Origin of the sequence: Bacillus sp. MHSD_36 (assembly GCF_030757775.1) — a bacterium.
GTDB lineage: Bacteria > Bacillota > Bacilli > Bacillales > Bacillaceae_G > Bacillus_A.
Window position 1 is genome coordinate 223,404 of record NZ_JAVBIS010000001.1, and the last position, 21,603, is coordinate 245,006.

A 21,603-nucleotide genomic window follows, 5' to 3' on the forward strand; every position below is an offset into this window, starting at 1 on the left:
ATGCTCTTTTTGTATTAGTCATTTAGATTCATTTTCGGAAGAGGTAAAAAAATCGTTGATTTTGTCGGAGAGTAGTAATGGAATAGCTCCTTTTATAACAGAAATGTCCCAATCCCACCATGCAAGATTCTCTAGTTTGTCAATTGTTTCTTGCGGGAAACGATATCGAATAAATTTTGCAGGATTACCGGCTACAATTGCATATGGCGGTACATCCTTTGTAACAACACTCTTTGCGCCAATAATGGCACCGTTACCAATTGTAACACCAGATAAAATGCAGGATTGATAACCAATCCATACATCATTGCCGACTACGATATCACCTTTTGAAGAGGGATGACCAGTAATATGGGCTCCTTCGCTGAAAAGAGCGTTAAATGGATAAGTCGTTATCCAGTCCGCGCGATGTTCTCCGCCAAGTATGAAAACAACGTCTTCTCCTAATGAACAAAACTTACCTATTTTTAATTTCGTTTCATCATTCCAAGAAAAAATAGTTGGACCTACTTTACTATAAGTATAATCACCGATATCATACTTACTATATTCAGATTTTTGATTTAAATATAACATGATTCTTCAACCTTCTTTCTCAATCAAGAAATAAGCGTGGAATATTATATGCAAGGTGTAGTAAGGTGACCAGTGTTAATAGGTAAAATGAATAAGTGGGAGTGGAATGTATGAGATATGAAATGGGATTATATAATAAACCCTTTCAGTCAATTCAATTAGGAAAAAAAGTGTATGAAGTGCGCTTATACGATAAAAAACGTCAACTCATAAAACAAGGCGATCATATTGTATTTACGAACCTTACGACAGAGGAAACGATCACTGTAAAAGTAACGGAAATAAAACGATACGAAAACTTTCAAGAAATGTACGAACAAATTGATAAAAAATTATTGGATTGTGAAAATGATAGTTTAGAGGAAATGTTAGAAAGTACATACAAAATATATACGAAAGAACAAGAAGAAAAGTGGGGAACAGTTGCGATTCGTATTGAGGTAATAAAATGATAAGAAATCGCGGCGCGGCTATCATTGTACAGGAAGGGAAAATCGCACTTATAAAACGTATCAGAGAAGGGGAAACATATTATGTTTTTCCAGGAGGAGGAATTGAAGAAGGAGAAACACCCGAAGAAGCAGCGAAGCGAGAGGCTTATGTGCATATAGAAGTGGAGCATTTAATTACAAAGGTTGAGTATAAGGGTACGGAGTATTATTTTAATGCCGATATTATAGGTGGAGTTTTCGGAAGTGGTAAAGCTGCAGAATTCGAATTGAAAGATAGAGGGATATATCTTCCGTTATGGTTGCCGATACACGAGTTGAAAAAAGTGAATATAAAACCGTATGAAGTGGTCGGAAGTATATTCAATCACTATAAAATTAAGGTCTGACAACATACAAAAAAAACCATTGACATAGCCTTCTGATTTAAGTATTGTATTCGAGTATGTTTATAATCAGGAGGTTTATATGAGCAATCAAACAACTACACATCATGTGAAAATGACAACAGCAGATCCATCTGGAATTGGTCTATTTGGATTAGCGATGGTAACACTTGTAGCATCATCTCAAAAGTTAGGTTTAACAGATGGCGTTTCTCTTGTATTACCGTGGGCAATCTTTTTAGGAGGATTTGCACAAATCTTTGCGTGTATTCACGATGCAAAGCATAACAATACGTTCGGTACAACAGCATTCGGTGCGTATGGCCTATTTTGGTTAGGTGTTGGAATGACTTGGTTAATTCAACTTGGAGTATTTGGCGAAAAATTAGCACAAGCTGCAGATTCAAAACAGCTTGGGGTAGCCTTTATCGGATATTTGATTTTCACAATCTTTATGACAATTGGTGCAATGGAAACACATAAAGTATTATTTATGATTTTCGTTCTTATTGATTTCTTATTTATTGGTCTTTCATTAAGTACTTTAGGTGTTATGCCGCATGCAATGCATAATTTAGCAGCATATTCTGAACTTCTTATTTCATTATTATCTTTCTATGGTTCAGCAGCAGCAGTGTTAAATACACACTGTGGAAAAGTTGTTTTACCAGTCGGAAAGCCGTTCGGTATTTTTAAAAAGTAATAAAAAGCACAGATGATTGTATAGTCATCTGTGCTTTTTTTGTGGGATAAAAAGAAATAATAAAAAATATAATTGAAATTGATTCTCATTATTAATATAATGAGAATGAGAATCATTTATTGTAAGAGGGGGATGCCGAAGTGGCGAAAATTTTAATAGCTTATGCAAGTATGTCAGGAAATACAGAGAGTATTGCTGATTTAATTAAAGTTAGTTTAGATGCTTTTGATCATGAAGTAGTATTGCAAGAAATGGAAGGTATGGATGCTGAAGAATTATTGGCTTATGATGGAATCATTTTAGGGTCTTATACGTGGGGCGATGGTGAACTACCATTTGAAGCGGAAGATTTCCATGATGACTTAGAAAATATAGATTTATCAGGGAAAAAAGTAGCGGTATTCGGATCAGGAGATACGGCGTATGAACTGTTTTGTGAAGCGGTAACGATATTTGAAGAGAAACTTGTAGAACGCGGTGCAGAGCTTGTACAAGAAGGACTGAAAATTGAACTAGCTCCAGAAGATGAAGAGGATGTTGAAAAATGCAGTAATTTTGCAATTGCATTTGCTGAGAAGTTCTAAGAATGGGAGTGTCAACGTGGAGACAATGTTAAGTGCGACCGCTATTGCAAAGTTAAGAGATGGGAAGCTTATTTTAGCTACTACATATAATGGTTTATTTATTGAACAAGACGGAGAATGGAAACAAATTTTAAATGGTTTTCAAAAACGAATTAGGGATTTACATAGCGAAGGTAATATAGTATATGGTGTAGGTGACGAAGGAATTTTTATTCGTAGTATGAATGGTGGAGAGAACTGGACGGTTCAGCGTTTTCCAACAAAAGCAACGAGTTGGAATGTGTGTAATAATGAAAAAGGAACTGTCATTGCTCATGGAGATAAAACGTTGTATCATTCTAATGATTTTGGTTCGACATGGGAAACCATTCATCCATTTCTTGAGTATGGTAGCGGAGCACCATCTATTCGATCGTTATTTTTATACAAACATTACTTATTTATCGGTACGAAAATACATGCTAAATATGGTGGTGTTTGGCTTTTTAATTTGGAGACACGTAAATTAAAGAGGATTAAAATCGTAATGAATCAGATGATCTCAGCGTTGACTTTACACAATTCTTATTTAGTAGCAGCAAGTGGATCGTGCAAGGGAATTAGCGGGAATATTTCTTTTTGTAAAATAGATGAAAGTATTGCGTGTGAAAAAACATATTGGCATACATGTCAAAGCGAGAAAAGAGCAAGTAGCTATTTAGACTTAAGTGTAGATCAGCATGTGCTATATACAACGTCAACGCAAAATAAGGCGGGGATTAGTAATGTCTGCCGTGTACTTCTAGAAGAAGGAATTGTTACAGTATGTGACTCAGTTAAAGGACATGGCTGGCGCATCGTGAACGAAAAAGAAGGCTATGTTGTAGCTGGATCAGGTGAATCAAAAGCGATGCAGTGGAAGAAAAAAATCATATAGCAAAAAAAACTTTGCTTTTATTATATTGATATGATATATTATATTTAAACCATTTTACTTTTAATAATATAGAGATTTAAATGAGCTGTAACTTCCGAGGAGGATAGCAATGTTAAATCTCCTCAGAGTTGCAGTTTTTTTAATGTCTGACTTATTTTTGTAAAGTGGTTGAAAATGAATATGTACATATAGGTACATTGTAGGAGGATTTTTTACATGCAAAACGGTAAAGTAAAATGGTTTAACTCAGAAAAAGGTTTCGGATTCATCGAAGTTGAAGGCGGAGAAGACGTATTCGTACATTTCTCAGCTATCCAAGGCGAAGGCTTCAAAACTTTAGAAGAAGGTCAAGAAGTTACTTTCGAAGTAGAACAAGGTAACCGTGGACCTCAAGCTACTAACGTTAACAAGAAGTAATTGTGGAAAAAAGAAGGGCTTGCCCTTCTTTTTTTTTGCATTTTTTATTGAGTAACCTCCTGTGTACATAGCATAATGAGATCGAATTTTCGTTTTTTTGTTGAAGTATTACATGCATAAAGTGTATGAATAAATAGATACTGAAAATAAAGTATGTGTGTGAAAAGGAATGTAGAAAGAGGTAAAAAAATTGGAAAATGCTACACATTTTATTGTGTTTGATATAGAGAGAAATTTCAGGCCGTATAAATCAGACGACCCGTCAGAGATAGTTGATATCGGGGCTGTAAAAATAGAAGCGAGTACAATGAAGGTAATTGGAGAATTTTCGGAGTTAGTAAAACCAGGCGCACGACTTACTCGCCATACGACAAAATTAACAGGAATTACAAAGAAAGATTTAATGGGTATAGAGAAATTTCCGCAAATTATAGAGAAATTTATTCAGTTTATCGGAGAAGAGTCTATATTTGTTTCATGGGGAAGAGAAGATTATCGCTTTCTATCTCATGATTGTACGTTACACGGTGTAGAATGCCCAACTATGGAAAAAGAGAGCAAATTTGATTTGCAGAAATTTGTTTTCCAAGCGTATGAAGAATTATTTGAGCATACACCAAGTTTACAATTTGCAGTAGAACAGCTCGGTTTAACATGGGAAGGAAAGCAACACAGAGCTTTGGCAGACGCTGAGAATACAGCAAACATATTTTTGAAAGTATATAGCGAGAGAGATATTCATAAACGGTACAAAAGACATGGTGAACTTGAACTAGTAGAGAACGGAAAACTAACAGAAAAAGCGAAAAAAAAGATGCGAAAATGGGTATTTAAAGAAATGAGAAAAAATACTGAGCGTCCTTTCGTTTGGAGTACGTTTGAAAGTAGTGACACGTGGGAAAGTATTACGGAAAGATATTATATAAGTGAGCCTACAGTAGAACTTCTGAAAAAGCATTTTCGTACGGCGGTTAGAAAAGCGGAAAGGCAGATTAAGTATTTGGCTGAGATGGAGAAGAATGCAGAGGTTAAATGACATTCTTCTTTATTTCTAGCTACATAAATGTAACGTCATTGTTTTTATAGGTGAATAAAATATTTATATTAAATAGCAATTGATTTGTTGTGATTGGGTCATTATAATTACTTTGAAAATTAAGGTGTATTAATGATTAAAATCAAAGAGTAAGATAAGAGTTTTATATAGGGAGGTGTGATAGTGATAGACTTAGATATTAAAGACGTCAACGTACAGATGGAATTAAACGGAGTCTTTTGGAATGAGGATGGAATGGCTGAAATGACGGTGACTACAAAAGAAGAGCATTCTCTTCTTCTTCGTCTAGTAGTTGACTTAGAAAGTAAAACGATTAGGGCGACGAGTACCGAAATAGTGAATGGGTTTTGCCCTCTGTGCAAACAGAAAAGGGATGAATGTAGTGAACTTAATGATGTACAAAACAAAATGGATATTTTAGAAGAAGCTTACGATTGGGTGAGAGAGCATCCAGAATATCGTTTTCAATTATCTTTTTACGAGTACAATAAGTTTGAGGTAGTAAAGTGAAATTTTCATTTTACCAATATACATAGTGACTACTCTAATGGAAATACACTTGTACAACAAAAAACGAATCTACTGGATCCTGTGACAAATGTCCTTTTGGATTAAAAATAAGCATATTTTGTTATAAAGCAGAAAAACCGATTCTTAGTAGAATCGGTTTTTAATATAAACATTAACTAAGTTCAAAATAAAAGAGCGCTTATTAAAAGCGCTCAGTAAAAATAGGAATATATAAAGATTTATTCAATCCCGTTCGAATCATAAGAATACTGCTGCTTATTCTCAATCCGCTCAATTACGTCTTGCAATTCGTCTGGCTTCAGAAACTCAATTGGAGAGAAGCCTTTCTCAAATGTAAGTGTATCAGCCTCAATCATTAATACGTATCGGTCATTTACCTTTGCGATATGTATTTGATCCCCGAAATCAGCAAGCAGGGCCTTTACAGAGATATGGTCTGCTTTTAGTTTTAATTCCACTTCAGGAGCATGCTCGACGATTTGAGCGGTAGCTTCCATTACTTCTTCTGTTGAAAATTGTTCCATAATTTCGCGTTTCGGACTGGCAGCCCATACTTCCATCGCTTGGTCGAATTGTTCACGTTCTTCTGTACCTTCTTCAAATACATCTTCAATTTGGTCATATACCATGTCCATTACTTGTGTTTTCATAATTTCAGGCATAGAGCGTTCATACTCGACGAATTTTAAGAAGTCTTCAAAATAACGGGCGTGTGATGCTTGGTGAATTTTTAGTTCGCCGACTTCGACCATACCTTCTTCAGGCATGTACGGATATTGGATAGACTTCATGTTTTTTGTTGTGATGGCCATTTCAACATTACGAATTAATGTGGATTCATCTGAAATAGAAGCAACTTTCGGTTCAAAGTCACATTTCATAACGAAAACGAATGGATCATCAAAGTATTTGCGTAGTTTTGCTTGCGCAATTAAAAATACACCACCGCGTACAGCACTTGTGTCAAGATATGTATAAACGAGAGGTTCACTCATATCTTTGAAGTTTTCCTTCGTTTCTGCAAAGCGGATGCGATTAAATAAGTTGTAATGAGGGTTTGAATCAAGTTCGTGCCCTTCTTCTACAATGAAGCGACCGATTTTTGTCGGAGCTTGTTCTGTTTTCGCATGACGTTCTACTTTTCGCTTTGAAATTTTTAATAATTCACCATTCAAAAATTCTTTCAAGGAGCTATCTTCATACTCTTCAGCGCCTAATGTTTGAAAATGTTTGTAGCGTTTATCAACAGCTTCACCTTTTCCTTCTACTTGTACAACATAAAAGGAAAGATAATTTATTTCGAAATCCATATTTATCACCTTGTTTCATTTCATTAACTCTTATCAGTATAGAGATGGAAAAAACTTTCGTCAATTTATATAAGGAAGGGGGAGCCCCTTCCTTCACATATTTTTTATCTTCAAAATTAAAATCCGTCTTCTAATGCTGAAAATGGAATATTCAGTCTGTTTTCTACTGTACGTAAACGTTGGTTTAAGCGGTTTAATCTACGTGTATGACGCTCAACCGTGTTTTCTAATTGACGTACTCTTTGTTCAAGCTCATTTACTCGTCTTTCTAATTGACGGTTTCCAGCACCAGGAAAAGAGATTGGAAGTTGGAATTGTCGGGTTTGATCATATGGATTAACTTGTTCTACTGGATCTATATATTGTTGGTATTGTGCTTGTAAATCATATTGAGGTTGATAACCAGTTTGGTTATATGGATCGTATGGATTGTAGGGGTACATAAAAACATCCTCCATTTCTTTAAAATAGGTTAATTCACCATAATGTATGTGTAAAAGCGGAGTGTGGCACGGCAAATACCTATTTATGTTCACAGGATGTTTCTTTATTATGTAGTTTTACATTTGTATTCCGTTCGTTTTATGGTATATACTGGATAATGGGGAGAGGTTACATAAAAGTTATAATGCTATCAAACTCAAACTTTTATGTAAATATGTATAGACATTTGGAAAAGAAAAGAGTAATTTATATAGAGTAAAAAATAACTTGTAACAATTTATAAATATATTGTAAAATGATTGTAACAAAACATACATAAAAATGAAATAATACATAAAAGTAGTATTGGGGAAAAGGGGAGAGTATATTGTTCCGTAAGGTAAAGGGTATATTAGTTGGGGTTTTATGTGTAGCTGTAGTGAGTGGCTGTGGTACAAAAGTAAGTGATGTTGCATTAGTAAGTGATATTGGTGGCCACACGGTAGAGGCTAAAGCAGAAGTACAGGATTCTATTAGTTTAGTAGATGGTCGTACAGGTACGGAAGTGAAAAAGCTAGATTTGTCGAGTCTAGGTTATTTTGAAGATGAAGCGAAATTTAAAAAATCAGTTGAGAAGGTTGCTAGGGAAGTTGGGAAAAATGTTGACAAAAAGATGGTCCCTTCACGTCTAGGACCTGATGGAAGTTGGCAAGAAGGAAAACCTTCTTATGAATTAATGGAAAAAGAATTAGTAAATAAATTATTAAACGTAGGTATGTGGGATTCTTCCTATCAATTACCTATTGTTGAGAAAAAACCTACCGCTACATTAAGTGATGCACAAGGAAGTGGCACGGTAATTGGTAGATATGAAACGAATTTAGGTGGCTCAACAGGTGGACGTATTGAAAATATTCGTTTGTCAGCAGCGAGCATAAATGGAGTAGTATTAGCAAAAGGGGACAGTTTCTCTTTTAATGCATTAATTGGTGATACAACGCCGGATAAAGGATATCAATTAGGAAAAGAAATTGTAGATGGTAAGTTAGTAGATGGATATGGCGGTGGTGTTTGTCAAACATCATCAACATTATACAATGCAGCAGATCAAGCTGGTTTGAAAATGATAGAAAGAACAACACATTCTAAAACGGTAGGTTACGTTCCACAAGGAAGAGATGCTACAATTGCGTATCCATACTTAGACTTAGTGTTTGAAAACACGAATGATGCACCTGTGAAACTTTATATGGGCATTCAGGGCGGGAAGTTAGTTGCTGAAGTACATAAAATGAGATAAGAGCTATAAAGTCACCTTTTCTAAAAGCTAGAAGAGGTGACTTTTTTATTACGAAAATAAAAATGTGTATAAATTCTGACTTTTCGTATTTACATAGGTTGATTTTAGTTGTATTCTTCATAGTAACGGTTATATGAAATAGGAAAATATCAGGATAAGGAGATGGAGTTATTCATGGTACAAATTCATCCGAAAACACGTATTGGTCATGTTGAATTTAAAGTGAAAGATTTAGAGCGGCAAATTGCTTTTTATGAGAATGTAGTAGGGTTAGAAGTAATTAAGCAAGAGGAGAATAAAGTATATTTATCAGGAAAAGGTGGAAAGAGCACGTTACTTGTTCTTGAAAAGTTAGAGGACGGAGTGTTGCAAGAGCCACGTACGACTGGTATATATCATGTAGCTTTTTTAGTTCCGACTCGTGAAGTCTTTGCTTCGGCATTATTTGGTGTGATTCGTAATAAGAATGTAATTAATAGTCCGGCTGAGCAAGAAGGACGTTATACATATTCAAATGAAATTTTACCAATTTCAAGGTTTAATAGCGCAAGCGATCATACGTATAGCGAAGCATTTTATTTACAAGACTTAGAGGGAAATGGTATTGAAATTTATGCGGATCGTCCGCGAGATCAATGGGGAGAAGGGCCAGGAGGAAGTACGTCACTTAATTTGAAAGAACTGGCAACACTTGTTGATTATGAGTTTGATGGATTGCCTGTTAATACTGTTGTCGGGCACGTACATTTACGAATAGCTGATGTAGAGAAGTCACACGAGTTTTACGTAGAGACAGTAGGATTTGAAGTGCAACAACGCGAAGATGACTGCTTATTTATTTCTGCAGGAGGATATCATCATCATATCGGTGCAAATACGTGGAATGGTATACATAATCCGCATCCACCAGCACATGCAACTGGACTTAAAGTATATACAATTGTATTACCGCATAAAGAAGCGTTAGAGGAAGTGAAAGAAAGATTAATAGAAAAACAACATGAAATAAATGAGATTTTAAATGGATTTACTGTAGTAGACCCAAGCGGTATTACAGTACAGTTTGAAATAGAAACAGCATAAAAGAAGTCGGAAGGTGTATAATTACCTTCCGACTTCTTTTTGATACGTAATCCAAGTAGCACAAGGATTGAAAGGAAAGGATTTTAATATTTCCATTGCATATGTACTCGTTGAATTGAATTCACCTTGTATAAATTAATAATTCGTTGTACTTCTAGCTCATTACTTCTACTATATTTCTGTATAACAAGATTGTTTTCATTGGATGGCTTCTTCATAACTCAATCCAAAACCGCCTTACTACATTCCCATCTTCTTCAGTGAAATCATCATCACGAAGCCCACCGTTATGTAAAATCGTTTTTTCAGAAGCTGTATTCACTTCGTCACAAACGACAAGTACTTTCTCGATGTTTAATTCCTTCGTTTTTTCTAGCGATAATTCTAATAACTTTGTAGCATAACCTTTTCTTCTTTCGGAAGGGCGAATGCCATAACCGATATGACCGCCAGCGTTAAATAAATGTTCGGTTAAACTATGACGTATATTAACAGCTCCTACAATTCTATTATTATCTGTAACGAGCCAATACGTAGAGTCTGGTACCCATGATTCGGGAATGTTTATTCCGTTATGCGCATCGTGAAGTTCTTGAATCATTGCCGTGAAATTAGAGGGGTCTTTGGAGATAACCCACGGAATCATCGTTTCGCCGCTCTCTTTCCATTCGTTATAAAAATTTAAGTATTCTTCTTGTAAATCGGTAGTAGGTGTAAGTAAAGAGACGTTCATTGTTGGTAATCTCCTTTATTTATGTCGTATTTTAAAAAAAATTACGATACAAAATGAAAGCGTTTTCTAGGCTTTCTCAACCTCATTTTATGCAATCCATATCTCGTTTTTAAATGGAAAGTACAGTTTATGGTTTTTCGTATAAAAAGTAGGTTGAATTTTATTTATGTTAATATTAAAAATATTAACATAAATCACCTAGGATATTAAGTATATTTTAATGAAAAGCTTTTATATCGATAAATCGATGTGTGTGATAATTTTTGTTTTATCTATCTATAATGAAAGAAAGGGGGAAGGGCTCGTGAGTGTAAATATTGATTTAATTATACGAATCGGTGTTGCGGGTTTGTTAGGAGCAATAATCGGTATTGAAAGGGAAATTCGATCAAAAGAGGCGGGATTAAAAACACATTTCCTAGTAGCGGTAGGGAGTGCATTAATAATGGTCGTTTCGAAATATGCTTTTTCAGATATTATGAATGAAGAACATATGGCTCTTGATCCGAGCCGAATTGCAGCGCAAGTTGTTAGTGGAGTAGGGTTTTTAGGTGCAGGTACAATTATTATTCAAAAGCAGGCGGTGAAAGGGTTAACGACAGCGGCTGGTTTATGGGCTACAGCAGGAATTGGATTAGCAATTGGGGCTGGCATGTATGTAGTAGGAATTGGAGCGACGATTCTCGTTTTAATTGGGTTAGAGATTGTGAGTCGTATTTTTAAGGTGCAATTTTTATTTCCGCAAAATATAACGGTGCAAATGTGTATAAATAAACACGAAGCGGTACAACAAATTGTAGAAACACTACAAGTGAAAGGCATTCCAATACTTTCATATGAAGTGGAAGCTTTACAGAAAGGTACAGAAATAGTTTATAAGGTAGGGATGCAGCTGAAAAATATATCGCCAGAAGAAAAGAATGCGTTTATTCAGCATATGCAAACATTACCAGAAGTTACGTTTATAAAGTTAAAATCATAGCGTTAAAAACGAGGATAGATGTAGCAGGAAACTAGCTATTATCTATCCTTTTTGATATAAAATGCACATAAAGTCAAGTGTTAATTTTGCAAAGCATGGATACGTGTGTGAACGTTCCCTTATTTTTTCTCAATACAGAATAAAAAGTAAGAATAGTAAAATAATGGTGCGGGACACTAAAAAATGTAAGGTAGGGGAGAGCATGAAAGGCTATTCGAAAAAAGTGTTAGTAGGGGTAAGTTTTGCTAGTTTCATGTTAGGGAGTTTTCAAGGGAGCGCATGGGCAGAAGATACAAAGGGAGAGCAAGTTTCTTATCGGAACGTTCTTAAAATGGAACCAGTTGGTGTACAACTACCAGTGCAAGAATTAGCCCATTCATCAAAATTGCTAGAAAATAAGTCTTTTGAGAAAAGGCTACAATTTGCTGATTTGTCTCAAAGACCGCCTGAAGTGAAAAAAGAAAGTAAGCAATTAGCTGCAGTGAAAACTTATACAATTGCTGAATTAAATCAACTAAGCAATCAGCAGTTAGTAGATTTACTTGTAACAATTGATTGGGAGCAAATTACGGGGCTATTTCAGTTTAATAAGGATAGTCTTGCATTCTATCAAAATGATAGTAGAATGCAGGCAATTATTGATAAATTGAAGCAGCAAGGACAAGCTTATACGAAAGATGATTCAAAAGGGATTGAGACTTTAGTAGAGGTATTACGATCAGGATTTTATTTAGGATTTTATAATTCAGAATTAAGTAAACTAAATGATAGAAGCTATCATGATAAATGCTTACCTGCATTAAAAATGATTGCGAATAACCCGAATTTCAAACTCGGTACGATAGAACAAAATAGAGTTGTATCATCATACGGAAAATTAATAGGAAATGCTTCGAGTGATGTGGAAACGATAACATCAGCTGCAAAGATCTTTAAACAATATAACGATAATTTCTCTACGTGGGTAGACAATCTATCAGCTGGAAATGCAATTTACGATATTATGCAAGGTGTTGATTACGACATTCAATCATATTTGTACGATACGAGAAAAACACCGAAAGATACAGTATGGTACCAAAAAATTGATAGCTATATTAATGAATTAAGTCGTTTTGCCTTAATTGGAACGGTGACAGAGAAGAATGGATGGTTAATTAACAATGGTATTTATTATACAGGTAGACTTGGTACATTCCATAGTACAGGGACGAAAGGATTGCAAGTTGTAACGGACGCAATGAAAATGTATCCGTATTTAGGAGAGCAATATTTTGTAGCTGCTGAGCAAATTGCGACGAATTATGGCGGGAAAGATGCAAATGGAAATGTTGTGAATTTAGATCAAATACGAGAAGATGGAAAGAAAAAATATTTGCCGAAAACGTATACGTTTGATGATGGGGCAATTGTTTTAAAAGCTGGAGATAAGGTGACAGAAGAAAAAGTAAAACGTCTATATTGGGCGGCAAAAGAAGTGAAGGCACAATTCCATCGTACGGTTGAAAGTGATCAGCCTTTAGAAAAAGGAAATCCTGACGATGTATTAACAATGGTTATTTATAATAGTCCAGCTGAATATCAATTTAACCGTCAATTGTACGGGTATGAAACGAATAATGGCGGTCTTTATATAGAAGGAACAGGTACGTTCTTTACTTATGAACGTACGCCAGAAGAAAGTATTTATAGTTTAGAAGAATTGTTCCGACATGAGTTCACACATTACTTACAAGGTAGATATGAAGTACCGGGACTTTGGGGACAAGGGAAGATGTATGAGAATGAGAGATTATCTTGGTTTGAAGAAGGAAATGCAGAGTTTTTTGCAGGTGCAACGAGAACAGATAATGTTGTACCGAGAAAGAGCATTATAGGAGGAATATCTTCAAATCCGGCAGAACGTTATACAGCAGAGAGAACGTTAAACGCAAAGTATGGAACGTGGGATTTCTATAATTATTCCTTCGCTTTACAATCGTACATGTACATGAAAAGATATGATATGTTTGACAAAATTCATGATCTTATTAGGAAAAATGATGTAACAGCATATGATGCATACCGCTCTGCATTAAGTAAAGATGCGAATTTAAATAAAGAGTATCAAGATTATATGCAAATGTTAGTCGATAACCGTGAGAAATATAATGTTCCATTAGTATCGGATGATTATTTAGCAACGCACGCAGCAAAACCAGTTTCAGATATTGCTGCAGAAATTACAGCGGAAGCAAAATTAAGTAATGTATCGGTTAAGAAAAATAAATCACAGTTCTTTAATACATTTACGTTGCAAGGAACGTATACAGGTACTACTGCAAAAGGGGAATATGAAGACTGGAAAACAATTACACAAAACGTGAATGATACGTTAAAACGTTTAAGTGGGAAAGAATGGACAGGCTATAAAACAGTAACAGCGTACTTTGTAAATTATCGTGTGAATGCATCAGGACAATTTGAATATGATGTTGTATTCCATGGAATTAATACGGAAGAAGGTACTGTGAATAAAGCGCCAGTTGCGGTTATAAATGGACCATATAGCGGAAATGTAAATGAAGCAATTTCGTTTAAAAGCGATGGATCAAAAGATGAAGATGGGAAAATTGTTTCTTATAAATGGGAGTTTGGTGACGGTACTGTAAGTAATGAACAAAATCCGACTCACGTGTATACAAAAGAAGGAACATATACAGCGAAATTAACAGTAACAGATGATAAAGGATTAACGAATACTGTTACAACGAATGTAACGGTTCAAAAGATAGAGGATAACAGTGTAGAAAAAGAGCCAAATAATTCATTCCAAACAGCAAATAAACTGCAATTAAATCAAGTTTTACGCGCAAGTTTAGGAAATGGTGATACGAGTGATTTCTTTGAAATTAATATAGAAACAGCAAAAAACCTTCAAATTAATGTAACGAAGGAAAATAATATCGGAGTAAACTGGGTTCTTTATTCTGAAGCGGATTTAAATAATTATGTTACGTATGCTCAGCAAGAAGGGAATAAGTTAGTAGGAAGTTACTACACGTACCCAGGGAAATATTATTTACATGTATATCAGTATGGTGGGGGAACAGGGAATTATACGGTAGAAGTAAAGTAGAAATTTATGACTGGAAATCAATTTTAGCTTATATTTAGTAATGCAGGTAATAATATCAGTTATAAAGATAAATACTTGAGTATCGTTATGAATATCAAAAAAATTACACTTTAACTGAAAAAATAACTGTAAGTAATGTATCTAATGATAGTAAGAAATCAAGTATCACGAGATTTTATCTTGAAGTTAAGTAGACCTAATTAGTAAATGGGATACAATAGTTGATGAATTATGATTTCATAGAGAAGTGAGTAAAGTAATAAGGACTAGAGTTTATCGGCAAAAACGGATATACTCTGGTCCTTATTACTTTTAATTTATTTAAGAAATGAAGATAATTAATGAATTAAGTAGTGGCATTTTTGAAATTTATTTAATAAGTTAAGTGGAAAGAATTTATCATTCTAATAATCCCGTCATATTAGCAGGGGATACTAATAGAAAAGCGTGTCCCCTTACCTAATTCACTCTCTATCTCTATATCACCATTCAACTCTTTAATAACACTATAAGCAATCATGGTACCAAGGCCAGTCCCTTTTTCTGTTGTTGAATAGAATGGCAAAGCAATCCGCTTTATTTGCTGAGAAGACATTCCAATCCCTGAATCAATAATATCGATTATAATATTCCCTTTTATTTTCTGTATATTTATTTGTAATACTCCACCATTTATCATGGCTTCAATTCCGTTTTGTATGATGTTGTTTAGACAGAGTCTGAATTTTTCGGGGTCACCATTTATATAAAAGGAATCTGTACTATTTTGTTTTATTTCAACTTTGTATGATAGAGCTAGTGGTGAAATAGTGTCTTTCACTTGATTTAAAATATGATTAATATCTATTTTCTCTTTTAGGATGTTCTGTGGTTTTGTTAAAGATAAATAGTTATTAATAGTAGATTGTATTTGCTGCATTTCAATTAACATGATTTCTAAGTACTGATCCTGAGGTAGCTTAGAGGCATGTTTTTCATTTAACAATTGAGTGAATCCATGTACTGTAGTTAGTGGATTGTGGATTTCGTGTGCAATGGACGCCGCTAGTTCGCTAGCTATATAAAATTTTTCAGCCCGTTGCAGTTTTTCTTTCATTTTATATTTCTCAATCATGCCCTCTATTAAATATACTGATAATAATATTGTGAAAATATTAATGATTATATAATTTAATAAAAATTCTATGAGAGTAGAGTCTATTTTACTACCTGTATGTATTTGAGTTACAATACCGCAGATAGAAAGTGAAGTTGTACATACTAAAATAAGGAGCAAGCTCAATAATATCTTTTTTTCTTTAACATATAGAGGTAATAAGTAATGGAAGAGCATTGTTATAACAGCAATGATAGTAAAGATAATAAATGATGGAAGAACGCCATTTCCACCTAAGTAAAATCGATAAGAAAGATATAAAATTCCTATAAAAATAATATTTTTTGTATTTCCATATAGAAAAACTAATATGATAGGAATAAAACGTAAATCATAAATAAATCCAGCATGTAACTGAAAAGGAAAAGTCATACAAAAAATAGTAGCAATAGAGGAAAGGATAGAAATCAATATATTATTACATGTTTTTTTCTCTTTAAATTCTAGCCAAAATACGTGGTAGCTAAGGATACAAATTATTATTATAAAGGTATTTAATAAAAGAGTAGATATTCCCATAGGTTTGCATCTCCGATAGTTTGTATATTGGATTATGTATGAGTTGAACTTAGATGTTAAATTAGCAGTAGACTTTCTATTTAAAAAAGGAAGAGCGCTTGAAAAAGTACTATAATATTACTTTTATCCCGCATTAACGGGCAGTAAGCCCCCCATCTCAAAATTCAGTGGAAGCAAAGAAGTTAGGTGGGGGATGAACAAAATCCCACTGATTAAAATTTCACTTTATTAGAATTGATAAGGAAGTTAGGAAAAATAATAGATAAAAAATCTACTTGGATATTTATAGATATGAAACTAGAAATTGACTTTTGTATAAGTAAAATTGGGATTGAGTTACTAATAAAATAATAGGATTTTAAGTATGAATATGCTATAAAAAATATATTTTATGGATTCTATTTGTAGCCTTCGTTATATTAACACGGAATATACCAAATTATAAAGTGGAAATTTCGAAATTTTTCATTAGTATATTTTATTTAAAATGGAAACGCTATTTATTTGAGTGTGTTGGTACTTAATTGTATGAATTCTCGTTAAAAAATTTTGAAATTTACATGTTTTCTTATGAATCATAATACTCTAGCTTTATCAATGTGAGTGTTTCAGTAACTGTTAAGGTATAAATTTAAAATATATAGGTTTAAAGATATGAATTATTACATAAAAACGTACTTGAAAAAGAATGTATGATGGTAATAGATTACAAACATCAAGGGGGAGCTTAAAATGAAGTTAAATAAACTAGTGCTTAGTTGTGGAGTAATTTCAGCATTAACACTTGGTGTGTTAGGAAATAATACTTATGCTGAAGAAATACACAAAACGAATGATACTATTCATATAGTTGAACATGTTCCTGCAGACTTATTATTAACTCAAACAATGGATTATAGTGGAGAGGCTGTAACTTCTTTTGTATATAATGGGGGTGAAAATTTAAGCTTCTTTATGAAAAATAATGGTCAAAATACAATGGGATATAGTGTGAAAGGTCCAAATATGGAGCTAATTGTTGGTAGTTATATAAAACCTGGAGAACAACAAATTAATGTTACAAATGTACAGAATGCTTTATCTCCATTACCGAGAGGAACATATAAAATTTACGTTTCAAATGATGATGGTTCTAAGGGGCAATTCCAAGTGTCAGTAAGATCTAAGAATTAAATTTAAAACGCTTTGTTTTAAGTTGATTTAATCTTTCCTTATGGTAAAGAAACTAAATTGAATTAAGAATTACCGATCAAAATGAAAACGAGCACCTTATCTAATTTGAGAGGATGCTCGTTTTTGCTATTAAACAAAAAAACAATTACTTCCAAACGCTTATCAATACATTTTGATATTTCCATCGCTAATCTACTAGTTTGTGTCAACGAGAGAATGTCTACTATAAAATAACTTTTTTAAAACAAAATATAGTTTAGCTAAAAATTAGAGGACACCAATTCTATGAACAGTAAAAACTGTTCATAGAATTGGTGTCTTTTTTGATTAAGAACGAGAATACATTTTCTCAACAGGATAAATGGTAAATATATATAAGTACTACTTATAAGGATAATTGGAAAATAGAAATTAAAAATAAAGGGGAATGCGAAATGACAATATTAATATCTAATAGAGATCTAGCTAACATCCGAGAGGAAGATGTAGATGTATTAAAAGTAATGGCACATCCCGTTCGATTGAAGATTGTAAATGAATTAATGCACCATAAATTGTGTAATGTTACACAGTTGACAGAAATATTAGGACTTCCGCAATCTACTGTTTCACAGCATCTATCAAAATTGAGGGGAACCGTGCTCCGTGCAGAAAGACGAGGGTTAGAGATGTATTATTATATCGATAATATTAAGGCTCGCCAGATTGTAGGAATTCTAGGCTTGTAGCTAAAAAGAGCACTTTTCAAAAGTGCTCTTTTTAAGATGTGCATTAGGACTTGATGAAGGAGGCACCAATGCTAATTTCTCAATGGATTGTAGAGAAATTAGGCCTTTTTGGATACTTCATTCAAATACTTTATAGACTAATGGCTTGATTTATCCCACTTTAATGGGCAGTAAGACTCCACCTCAAAATTCAGCGAAAGCAAAGAATTTAGGTGGGGGTCGGGCTGCCCATTAAAGTCCGATTGGTGAGGGCTGATAATTAGTGGGGGATGAAGGAAACCCCCACTAATTAAAGTTTCACTTTATTAATGATTTGAGTGGAGTTACATAGATATAGTTTTCGTTGCAACGGTTTGTTGAAATGCCTTATCATGCTCAACAATAATCATTGTGGGATTAAATTGTTGAATTAGCTCTTCAATTTGCATGCGTGAATAAATATCTATAAAGTTTAATGGTTCATCCCATATATACATATGGGCTTTTTCACATAAACTTTTAGCGATAAGCAGTTTTTTCTTTTGTCCACCAGAATAATGAAATATATCTTTTTCAAATTGAATTCGGTCAAAATCCATCTTTCGTAGGATGGATTTAAATAATGTCTCATCAATCTTGTGCTCTTCAATAAAATTTGATAGCGATCCCTTCAAATGAGAAGTATCTTGTTGGACATAGGAAATGGTGAGTCCTGTACCTAATGTAATTAAACCTGTATGCTGTATCGGATACCCTAGAATTAGTTTTAGGATACTGCTTTTCCCGCTCCCATTCTTGCCATCAAGCACAATTCGGTCACCTTGTTCAACTACGAAGTTAATTGGCTCATTCACGACTTGGTCATCGTACGTAACAGACACGTCAGCCAAAGTAACGAATTCATTTGACTTGAACTTTAATGCTTCTAATTTTAATGACTCAGTTTTCTCCACATTTTTTAGTAATTTTGACTTTTCTTCAATAGCTTTTTGTTGCCTTGATTCTAGATTTTTTGCCCTTTTCATCATCTTGGCTGCTTTATGTCCTACAAATCCCTTATCCAACTTAGAACCTGAATTCCTTGTTCCATTTTTTGAAGCTTCTACATCATGAGACCAACTTGCTGAACGCTTGGAAGACTGTTTTAATCTTCCTATGTCTTTTTGTAGACGATCATTTGTAGCCTCTTCATGCTCTTGCTGTCTATCGAAATTTAATTTCCAAGAAGAATAGTTCCCGCTTTGAACTTCAATATTTGCTCTATTTATAGATAAGATATGGTCAACGCATCCATCTAAAAAGATTCTGTCATGTGAAATTAAAATAAACCCTTTCTTCTTCCTTAGATAATCAGAGACTATTTTTCGTGCATCCGTGTCTAGGTGGTTTGTTGGTTCGTCAATTAATAGAAATTGGCCCTCATTTAAAAACAGTGCAGCAAGCAACACCTTTGTTTGTTCTCCATTTGATAAAGTTTTAAACGGTCTGTACATGACCTCGGCATCAACATTTAAATAGGATATTTCACGTAGAAATTCCCAATCTTCTGCTTGGGGACAAATTTCTTCAAGGATTTCATGAGTGAATTTGTTCTTATCTGCAACAGGATAGGGGAAGTAATTGAATTCTACAGAAGCAAGGATTTTTCCGCTATACTCGTAATTTCCTAATAATAAATTAAAGAATGTCGATTTACCTCGTCCGTTTCTACCGATAAATCCTAGTTTCCAATCTGTATCTATTTGAAAGTTTACACCTTCAAAAATATTATCAAAGCTACCTGGGTATGAAAAAGTTAAGTCTTGAACTTTTATCATTGACATAATAATTCCTCCTTTATATATCGAAACGTTTCATATAAAGTCGGAACATCCATCCATTTTTTAATTCCTCTATATAAGTTTGATGGATATTAACGACTTATATAGAGCATTACATGTGTAACAATAGTATCTGAATTAGCCATTTTTTTCGCTCCTTTATTTGTTAAGTAAATTTAGCGATTAATAAATTTTAACTTACATAAAAGGGAATAAAAAAATCCCCCAATTTTTAATCGGAAGGAGTAGTCTGTCGCTTATACTTAAGTAAGTACTTATTAATCATTTGAATTATGACAAATAAAGTATGAAATGAATTATAAAAATGGATAGACTAACCCTATATTTTGTAGTTTGAAGTTATAAAATTCAACTTAAAATATAAATTAGTTAATCATTATTCATCCATCATTCCTTTCATCATTCTATTTTTAGAGTAACATTCTTTTTTGGGAGATGCAATATCAGAATCTCCTTTACTTAATCCTAGATTATTTATAATTTTTTGAGTAAGAAAATAAAGTTGAAATGAATTTTAATGTGTATAAGCAAGTGATAAGTAAATTAAATAAACAAAGGCCCTGTAAAAAATACAGGGCCGGATACAGGGTTAAGGGAACGCATAGTTTCTTATTAATATGTTAGCATAAACTTTTCATGTAGCTACATAAGAGTTTTGACAACTTTAAGAATAAAATAGAGTGTTTTTAAGAATAAATACAGTACTGAAAATCAGAATTGTGATTTAATTAGTGTGGTTATAATGTTAAAAAACAGATGAGTATTTTAATCATAATAACTTTTAGGAATGTATATGTAAGCAATATTTTTTGATTAGATTAAAAGGGAACTCTGACAATTTATTATATGTTATACCCAAATAACTTTAAATTTTCTCCAGAGTCTGAAATTATCTTTTCAAACTGAAATCCTATTTTTTCTAAAAGCTTTCCTGAATTGATGTTATCAATAGTAGTAATTGCTACAATTCGTTTTAGTCCTAGTTTTTGTACTCCGTATTCGATTACAGCAGAAGCGGATTCAAAGCCATATCCCTTTGAACGGAACTTCTCTAAAAAGGCAAAGCCGATATCAACATCTTCTAATGAATCTCTTTTAATAAGACCGCACATACCAAGTGGAGTGAGATCTTCTTTTCGCTCTACTAAGTAAAGACCAAAGCCCAATTTATTATACATATCAACGGGTCCGTTTAAGATGTATTTTTTTGCATCGTCCAAGTTTTTAATCCTTTTATTACCAATAAACTGAATCCATGCAGGATCGTTTACTAATTCTAGAATAAATGGAGCGTATTTTATATCAAGCCAGCGAAGAACGAGTCGTTCAGTTTCAAGAACTATCAATCTAGTGCACCACCTTTAACATTTATTCCGCGTTAACGGACAGTCAAACTCCCACCTCAAAATTCAGTTGGGGCAAAGAAGTTAGGAAGGAGTCGGGCTATCCGTAAACGTCCGATTGGTGAGAGCTGATAATCAGTGGGAGATGAACAAAACCCCCACTGATTAAAGTTTCACTTTATAATAATTAGTATGGATTGCGTAATACGAAATCGCAACATATTTTAAAAGAATTTTGCTTGTTCACATAAAGTTCGTTTGTTTTGTATAAAGGGATATTTTATAATTAGAATTGA

21 protein-coding genes and 1 pseudogene are annotated in these 21,603 nt (G+C 33.7%); 14 read left to right on the forward strand and 8 right to left on the reverse strand.

Features of this window, described 5'->3' with window-relative positions; genetic code table 11:
• Positions 1-18 precede the first annotated feature (18 nt).
• Positions 19-576: a CatB-related O-acetyltransferase gene (locus Q9B79_RS01160; RefSeq protein WP_306182304.1), complete on the reverse strand. Its 558-nt coding sequence runs from the start codon at positions 574-576 to the stop codon at positions 19-21.
• A gap of 110 nt (positions 577-686) precedes the next feature.
• Between Q9B79_RS01160 and Q9B79_RS01165 the strand changes: the two genes are divergently transcribed.
• The 8 genes from Q9B79_RS01165 to Q9B79_RS01200 all read left to right on the forward strand — a co-directional run bounded on the left by Q9B79_RS01165 (position 687) and on the right by Q9B79_RS01200 (position 5,598).
• Positions 687-1,028 (forward strand): ASCH domain-containing protein, encoded by a 342-nt coding sequence (locus tag Q9B79_RS01165; protein ID WP_306182305.1) that lies wholly within the window; start codon positions 687-689, stop codon positions 1,026-1,028.
• Complete coding sequence (locus Q9B79_RS01170) at positions 1,025-1,414, forward strand: NUDIX hydrolase (protein ID WP_306182306.1); 390 nt, start codon at positions 1,025-1,027, stop codon at positions 1,412-1,414. The genes Q9B79_RS01165 and Q9B79_RS01170 overlap by 4 nt, the downstream gene beginning before the upstream one ends.
• A 79-nt stretch (positions 1,415-1,493) precedes the next feature.
• Positions 1,494-2,114, forward strand: coding sequence for an acetate uptake transporter (locus tag Q9B79_RS01175; protein ID WP_306182307.1), 621 nt, complete (start codon positions 1,494-1,496; stop codon positions 2,112-2,114).
• A gap of 140 nt (positions 2,115-2,254) precedes the next feature.
• Complete coding sequence (locus Q9B79_RS01180) at positions 2,255-2,698, forward strand: flavodoxin (RefSeq protein WP_001062755.1); 444 nt, start codon at positions 2,255-2,257, stop codon at positions 2,696-2,698.
• A 16-nt stretch (positions 2,699-2,714) separates the two neighbouring features.
• Positions 2,715-3,614: a WD40/YVTN/BNR-like repeat-containing protein gene (locus Q9B79_RS01185; RefSeq protein WP_306182308.1), complete on the forward strand. Its 900-nt coding sequence runs from the start codon at positions 2,715-2,717 to the stop codon at positions 3,612-3,614.
• 216 nt (positions 3,615-3,830) lie between these two features.
• A complete protein-coding gene (cspB, locus tag Q9B79_RS01190; RefSeq protein WP_001179150.1) occupies positions 3,831-4,031 on the forward strand; it encodes a cold shock-like protein CspB in 201 nt (66 codons plus the stop codon).
• A 190-nt stretch (positions 4,032-4,221) separates the two neighbouring features.
• The gene (locus Q9B79_RS01195) at positions 4,222-5,067 is read left to right on the forward strand and encodes an exonuclease (protein WP_306182309.1); all 846 of its coding nucleotides are present in this window, start codon (positions 4,222-4,224) and stop codon (positions 5,065-5,067) included.
• Between the two features lie 183 nt (positions 5,068-5,250).
• A complete protein-coding gene (locus tag Q9B79_RS01200) occupies positions 5,251-5,598 on the forward strand; it encodes a hypothetical protein (protein ID WP_033692438.1) in 348 nt (115 codons plus the stop codon).
• A 239-nt stretch (positions 5,599-5,837) separates the two neighbouring features.
• Here Q9B79_RS01200 and Q9B79_RS01205 read toward each other — a convergent pair whose 3' ends face one another.
• The gene (locus Q9B79_RS01205) at positions 5,838-6,929 is read right to left on the reverse strand and encodes a DUF3900 domain-containing protein (RefSeq protein ID WP_306182310.1); all 1,092 of its coding nucleotides are present in this window, start codon (positions 6,927-6,929) and stop codon (positions 5,838-5,840) included.
• Positions 6,930-7,045: 116 nt separating this feature from the next.
• Complete coding sequence (locus tag Q9B79_RS01210; protein ID WP_001997954.1) at positions 7,046-7,387, reverse strand: hypothetical protein; 342 nt, start codon at positions 7,385-7,387, stop codon at positions 7,046-7,048.
• A gap of 353 nt (positions 7,388-7,740) precedes the next feature.
• Here Q9B79_RS01210 and Q9B79_RS01215 point away from each other — a divergent pair, with 353 nt between their 5' ends.
• Together Q9B79_RS01215 and Q9B79_RS01220 are read left to right on the forward strand one after the other, a co-directional pair.
• Complete coding sequence (locus Q9B79_RS01215) at positions 7,741-8,652, forward strand: VanW family protein (protein WP_306182311.1); 912 nt, start codon at positions 7,741-7,743, stop codon at positions 8,650-8,652.
• Positions 8,653-8,826: 174 nt separating this feature from the next.
• On the forward strand, positions 8,827-9,735 hold the full coding sequence (locus Q9B79_RS01220) for a VOC family protein (RefSeq protein ID WP_306182312.1): 909 nt from the start codon (positions 8,827-8,829) through the stop codon (positions 9,733-9,735).
• Positions 9,736-9,756: 21 nt separating this feature from the next.
• Here the strand turns inward: Q9B79_RS01220 and Q9B79_RS01225 are convergent.
• A pseudogene (locus Q9B79_RS01225) lies at positions 9,757-9,870 on the reverse strand (GNAT family acetyltransferase); the annotation flags it as partial.
• A gap of 79 nt (positions 9,871-9,949) precedes the next feature.
• A complete protein-coding gene (locus tag Q9B79_RS01230; protein WP_306182313.1) occupies positions 9,950-10,468 on the reverse strand; it encodes a GNAT family N-acetyltransferase in 519 nt (172 codons plus the stop codon).
• Between the two features lie 304 nt (positions 10,469-10,772).
• Between Q9B79_RS01230 and Q9B79_RS01235 the strand changes: the two genes are divergently transcribed.
• Positions 10,773-11,450, forward strand: coding sequence for an MgtC/SapB family protein (locus Q9B79_RS01235; RefSeq protein WP_306182314.1), 678 nt, complete (start codon positions 10,773-10,775; stop codon positions 11,448-11,450).
• 202 nt (positions 11,451-11,652) lie between these two features.
• Complete coding sequence (colA, locus tag Q9B79_RS01240; protein WP_306182315.1) at positions 11,653-14,568, forward strand: collagenase ColA; 2,916 nt, start codon at positions 11,653-11,655, stop codon at positions 14,566-14,568.
• 421 nt (positions 14,569-14,989) lie between these two features.
• Here the strand turns inward: colA and Q9B79_RS01245 are convergent, their stop codons facing one another.
• A complete protein-coding gene (locus Q9B79_RS01245) occupies positions 14,990-16,243 on the reverse strand; it encodes an ATP-binding protein (protein ID WP_306182316.1) in 1,254 nt (417 codons plus the stop codon).
• Positions 16,244-16,975: 732 nt separating this feature from the next.
• Between Q9B79_RS01245 and Q9B79_RS01250 the strand changes: the two genes are divergently transcribed.
• A complete protein-coding gene (locus Q9B79_RS01250) occupies positions 16,976-17,416 on the forward strand; it encodes a hypothetical protein (RefSeq protein ID WP_306182317.1) in 441 nt (146 codons plus the stop codon).
• A 434-nt stretch (positions 17,417-17,850) separates the two neighbouring features.
• The gene (locus Q9B79_RS01255) at positions 17,851-18,144 is read left to right on the forward strand and encodes an ArsR/SmtB family transcription factor (protein ID WP_306182318.1); all 294 of its coding nucleotides are present in this window, start codon (positions 17,851-17,853) and stop codon (positions 18,142-18,144) included.
• A gap of 323 nt (positions 18,145-18,467) precedes the next feature.
• Here Q9B79_RS01255 and Q9B79_RS01260 read toward each other — a convergent pair whose 3' ends face one another.
• Both Q9B79_RS01260 and Q9B79_RS01265 read right to left on the reverse strand, forming a co-directional pair.
• Entirely contained in the window at positions 18,468-19,946 is a 1,479-nt protein-coding gene (locus Q9B79_RS01260) for an Lsa family ABC-F type ribosomal protection protein (RefSeq protein ID WP_306182319.1), read from the reverse strand.
• A gap of 860 nt (positions 19,947-20,806) precedes the next feature.
• Positions 20,807-21,310, reverse strand: coding sequence for a GNAT family N-acetyltransferase (locus Q9B79_RS01265; RefSeq protein ID WP_306182320.1), 504 nt, complete (start codon positions 21,308-21,310; stop codon positions 20,807-20,809).
• Positions 21,311-21,603 lie beyond the last annotated feature (293 nt).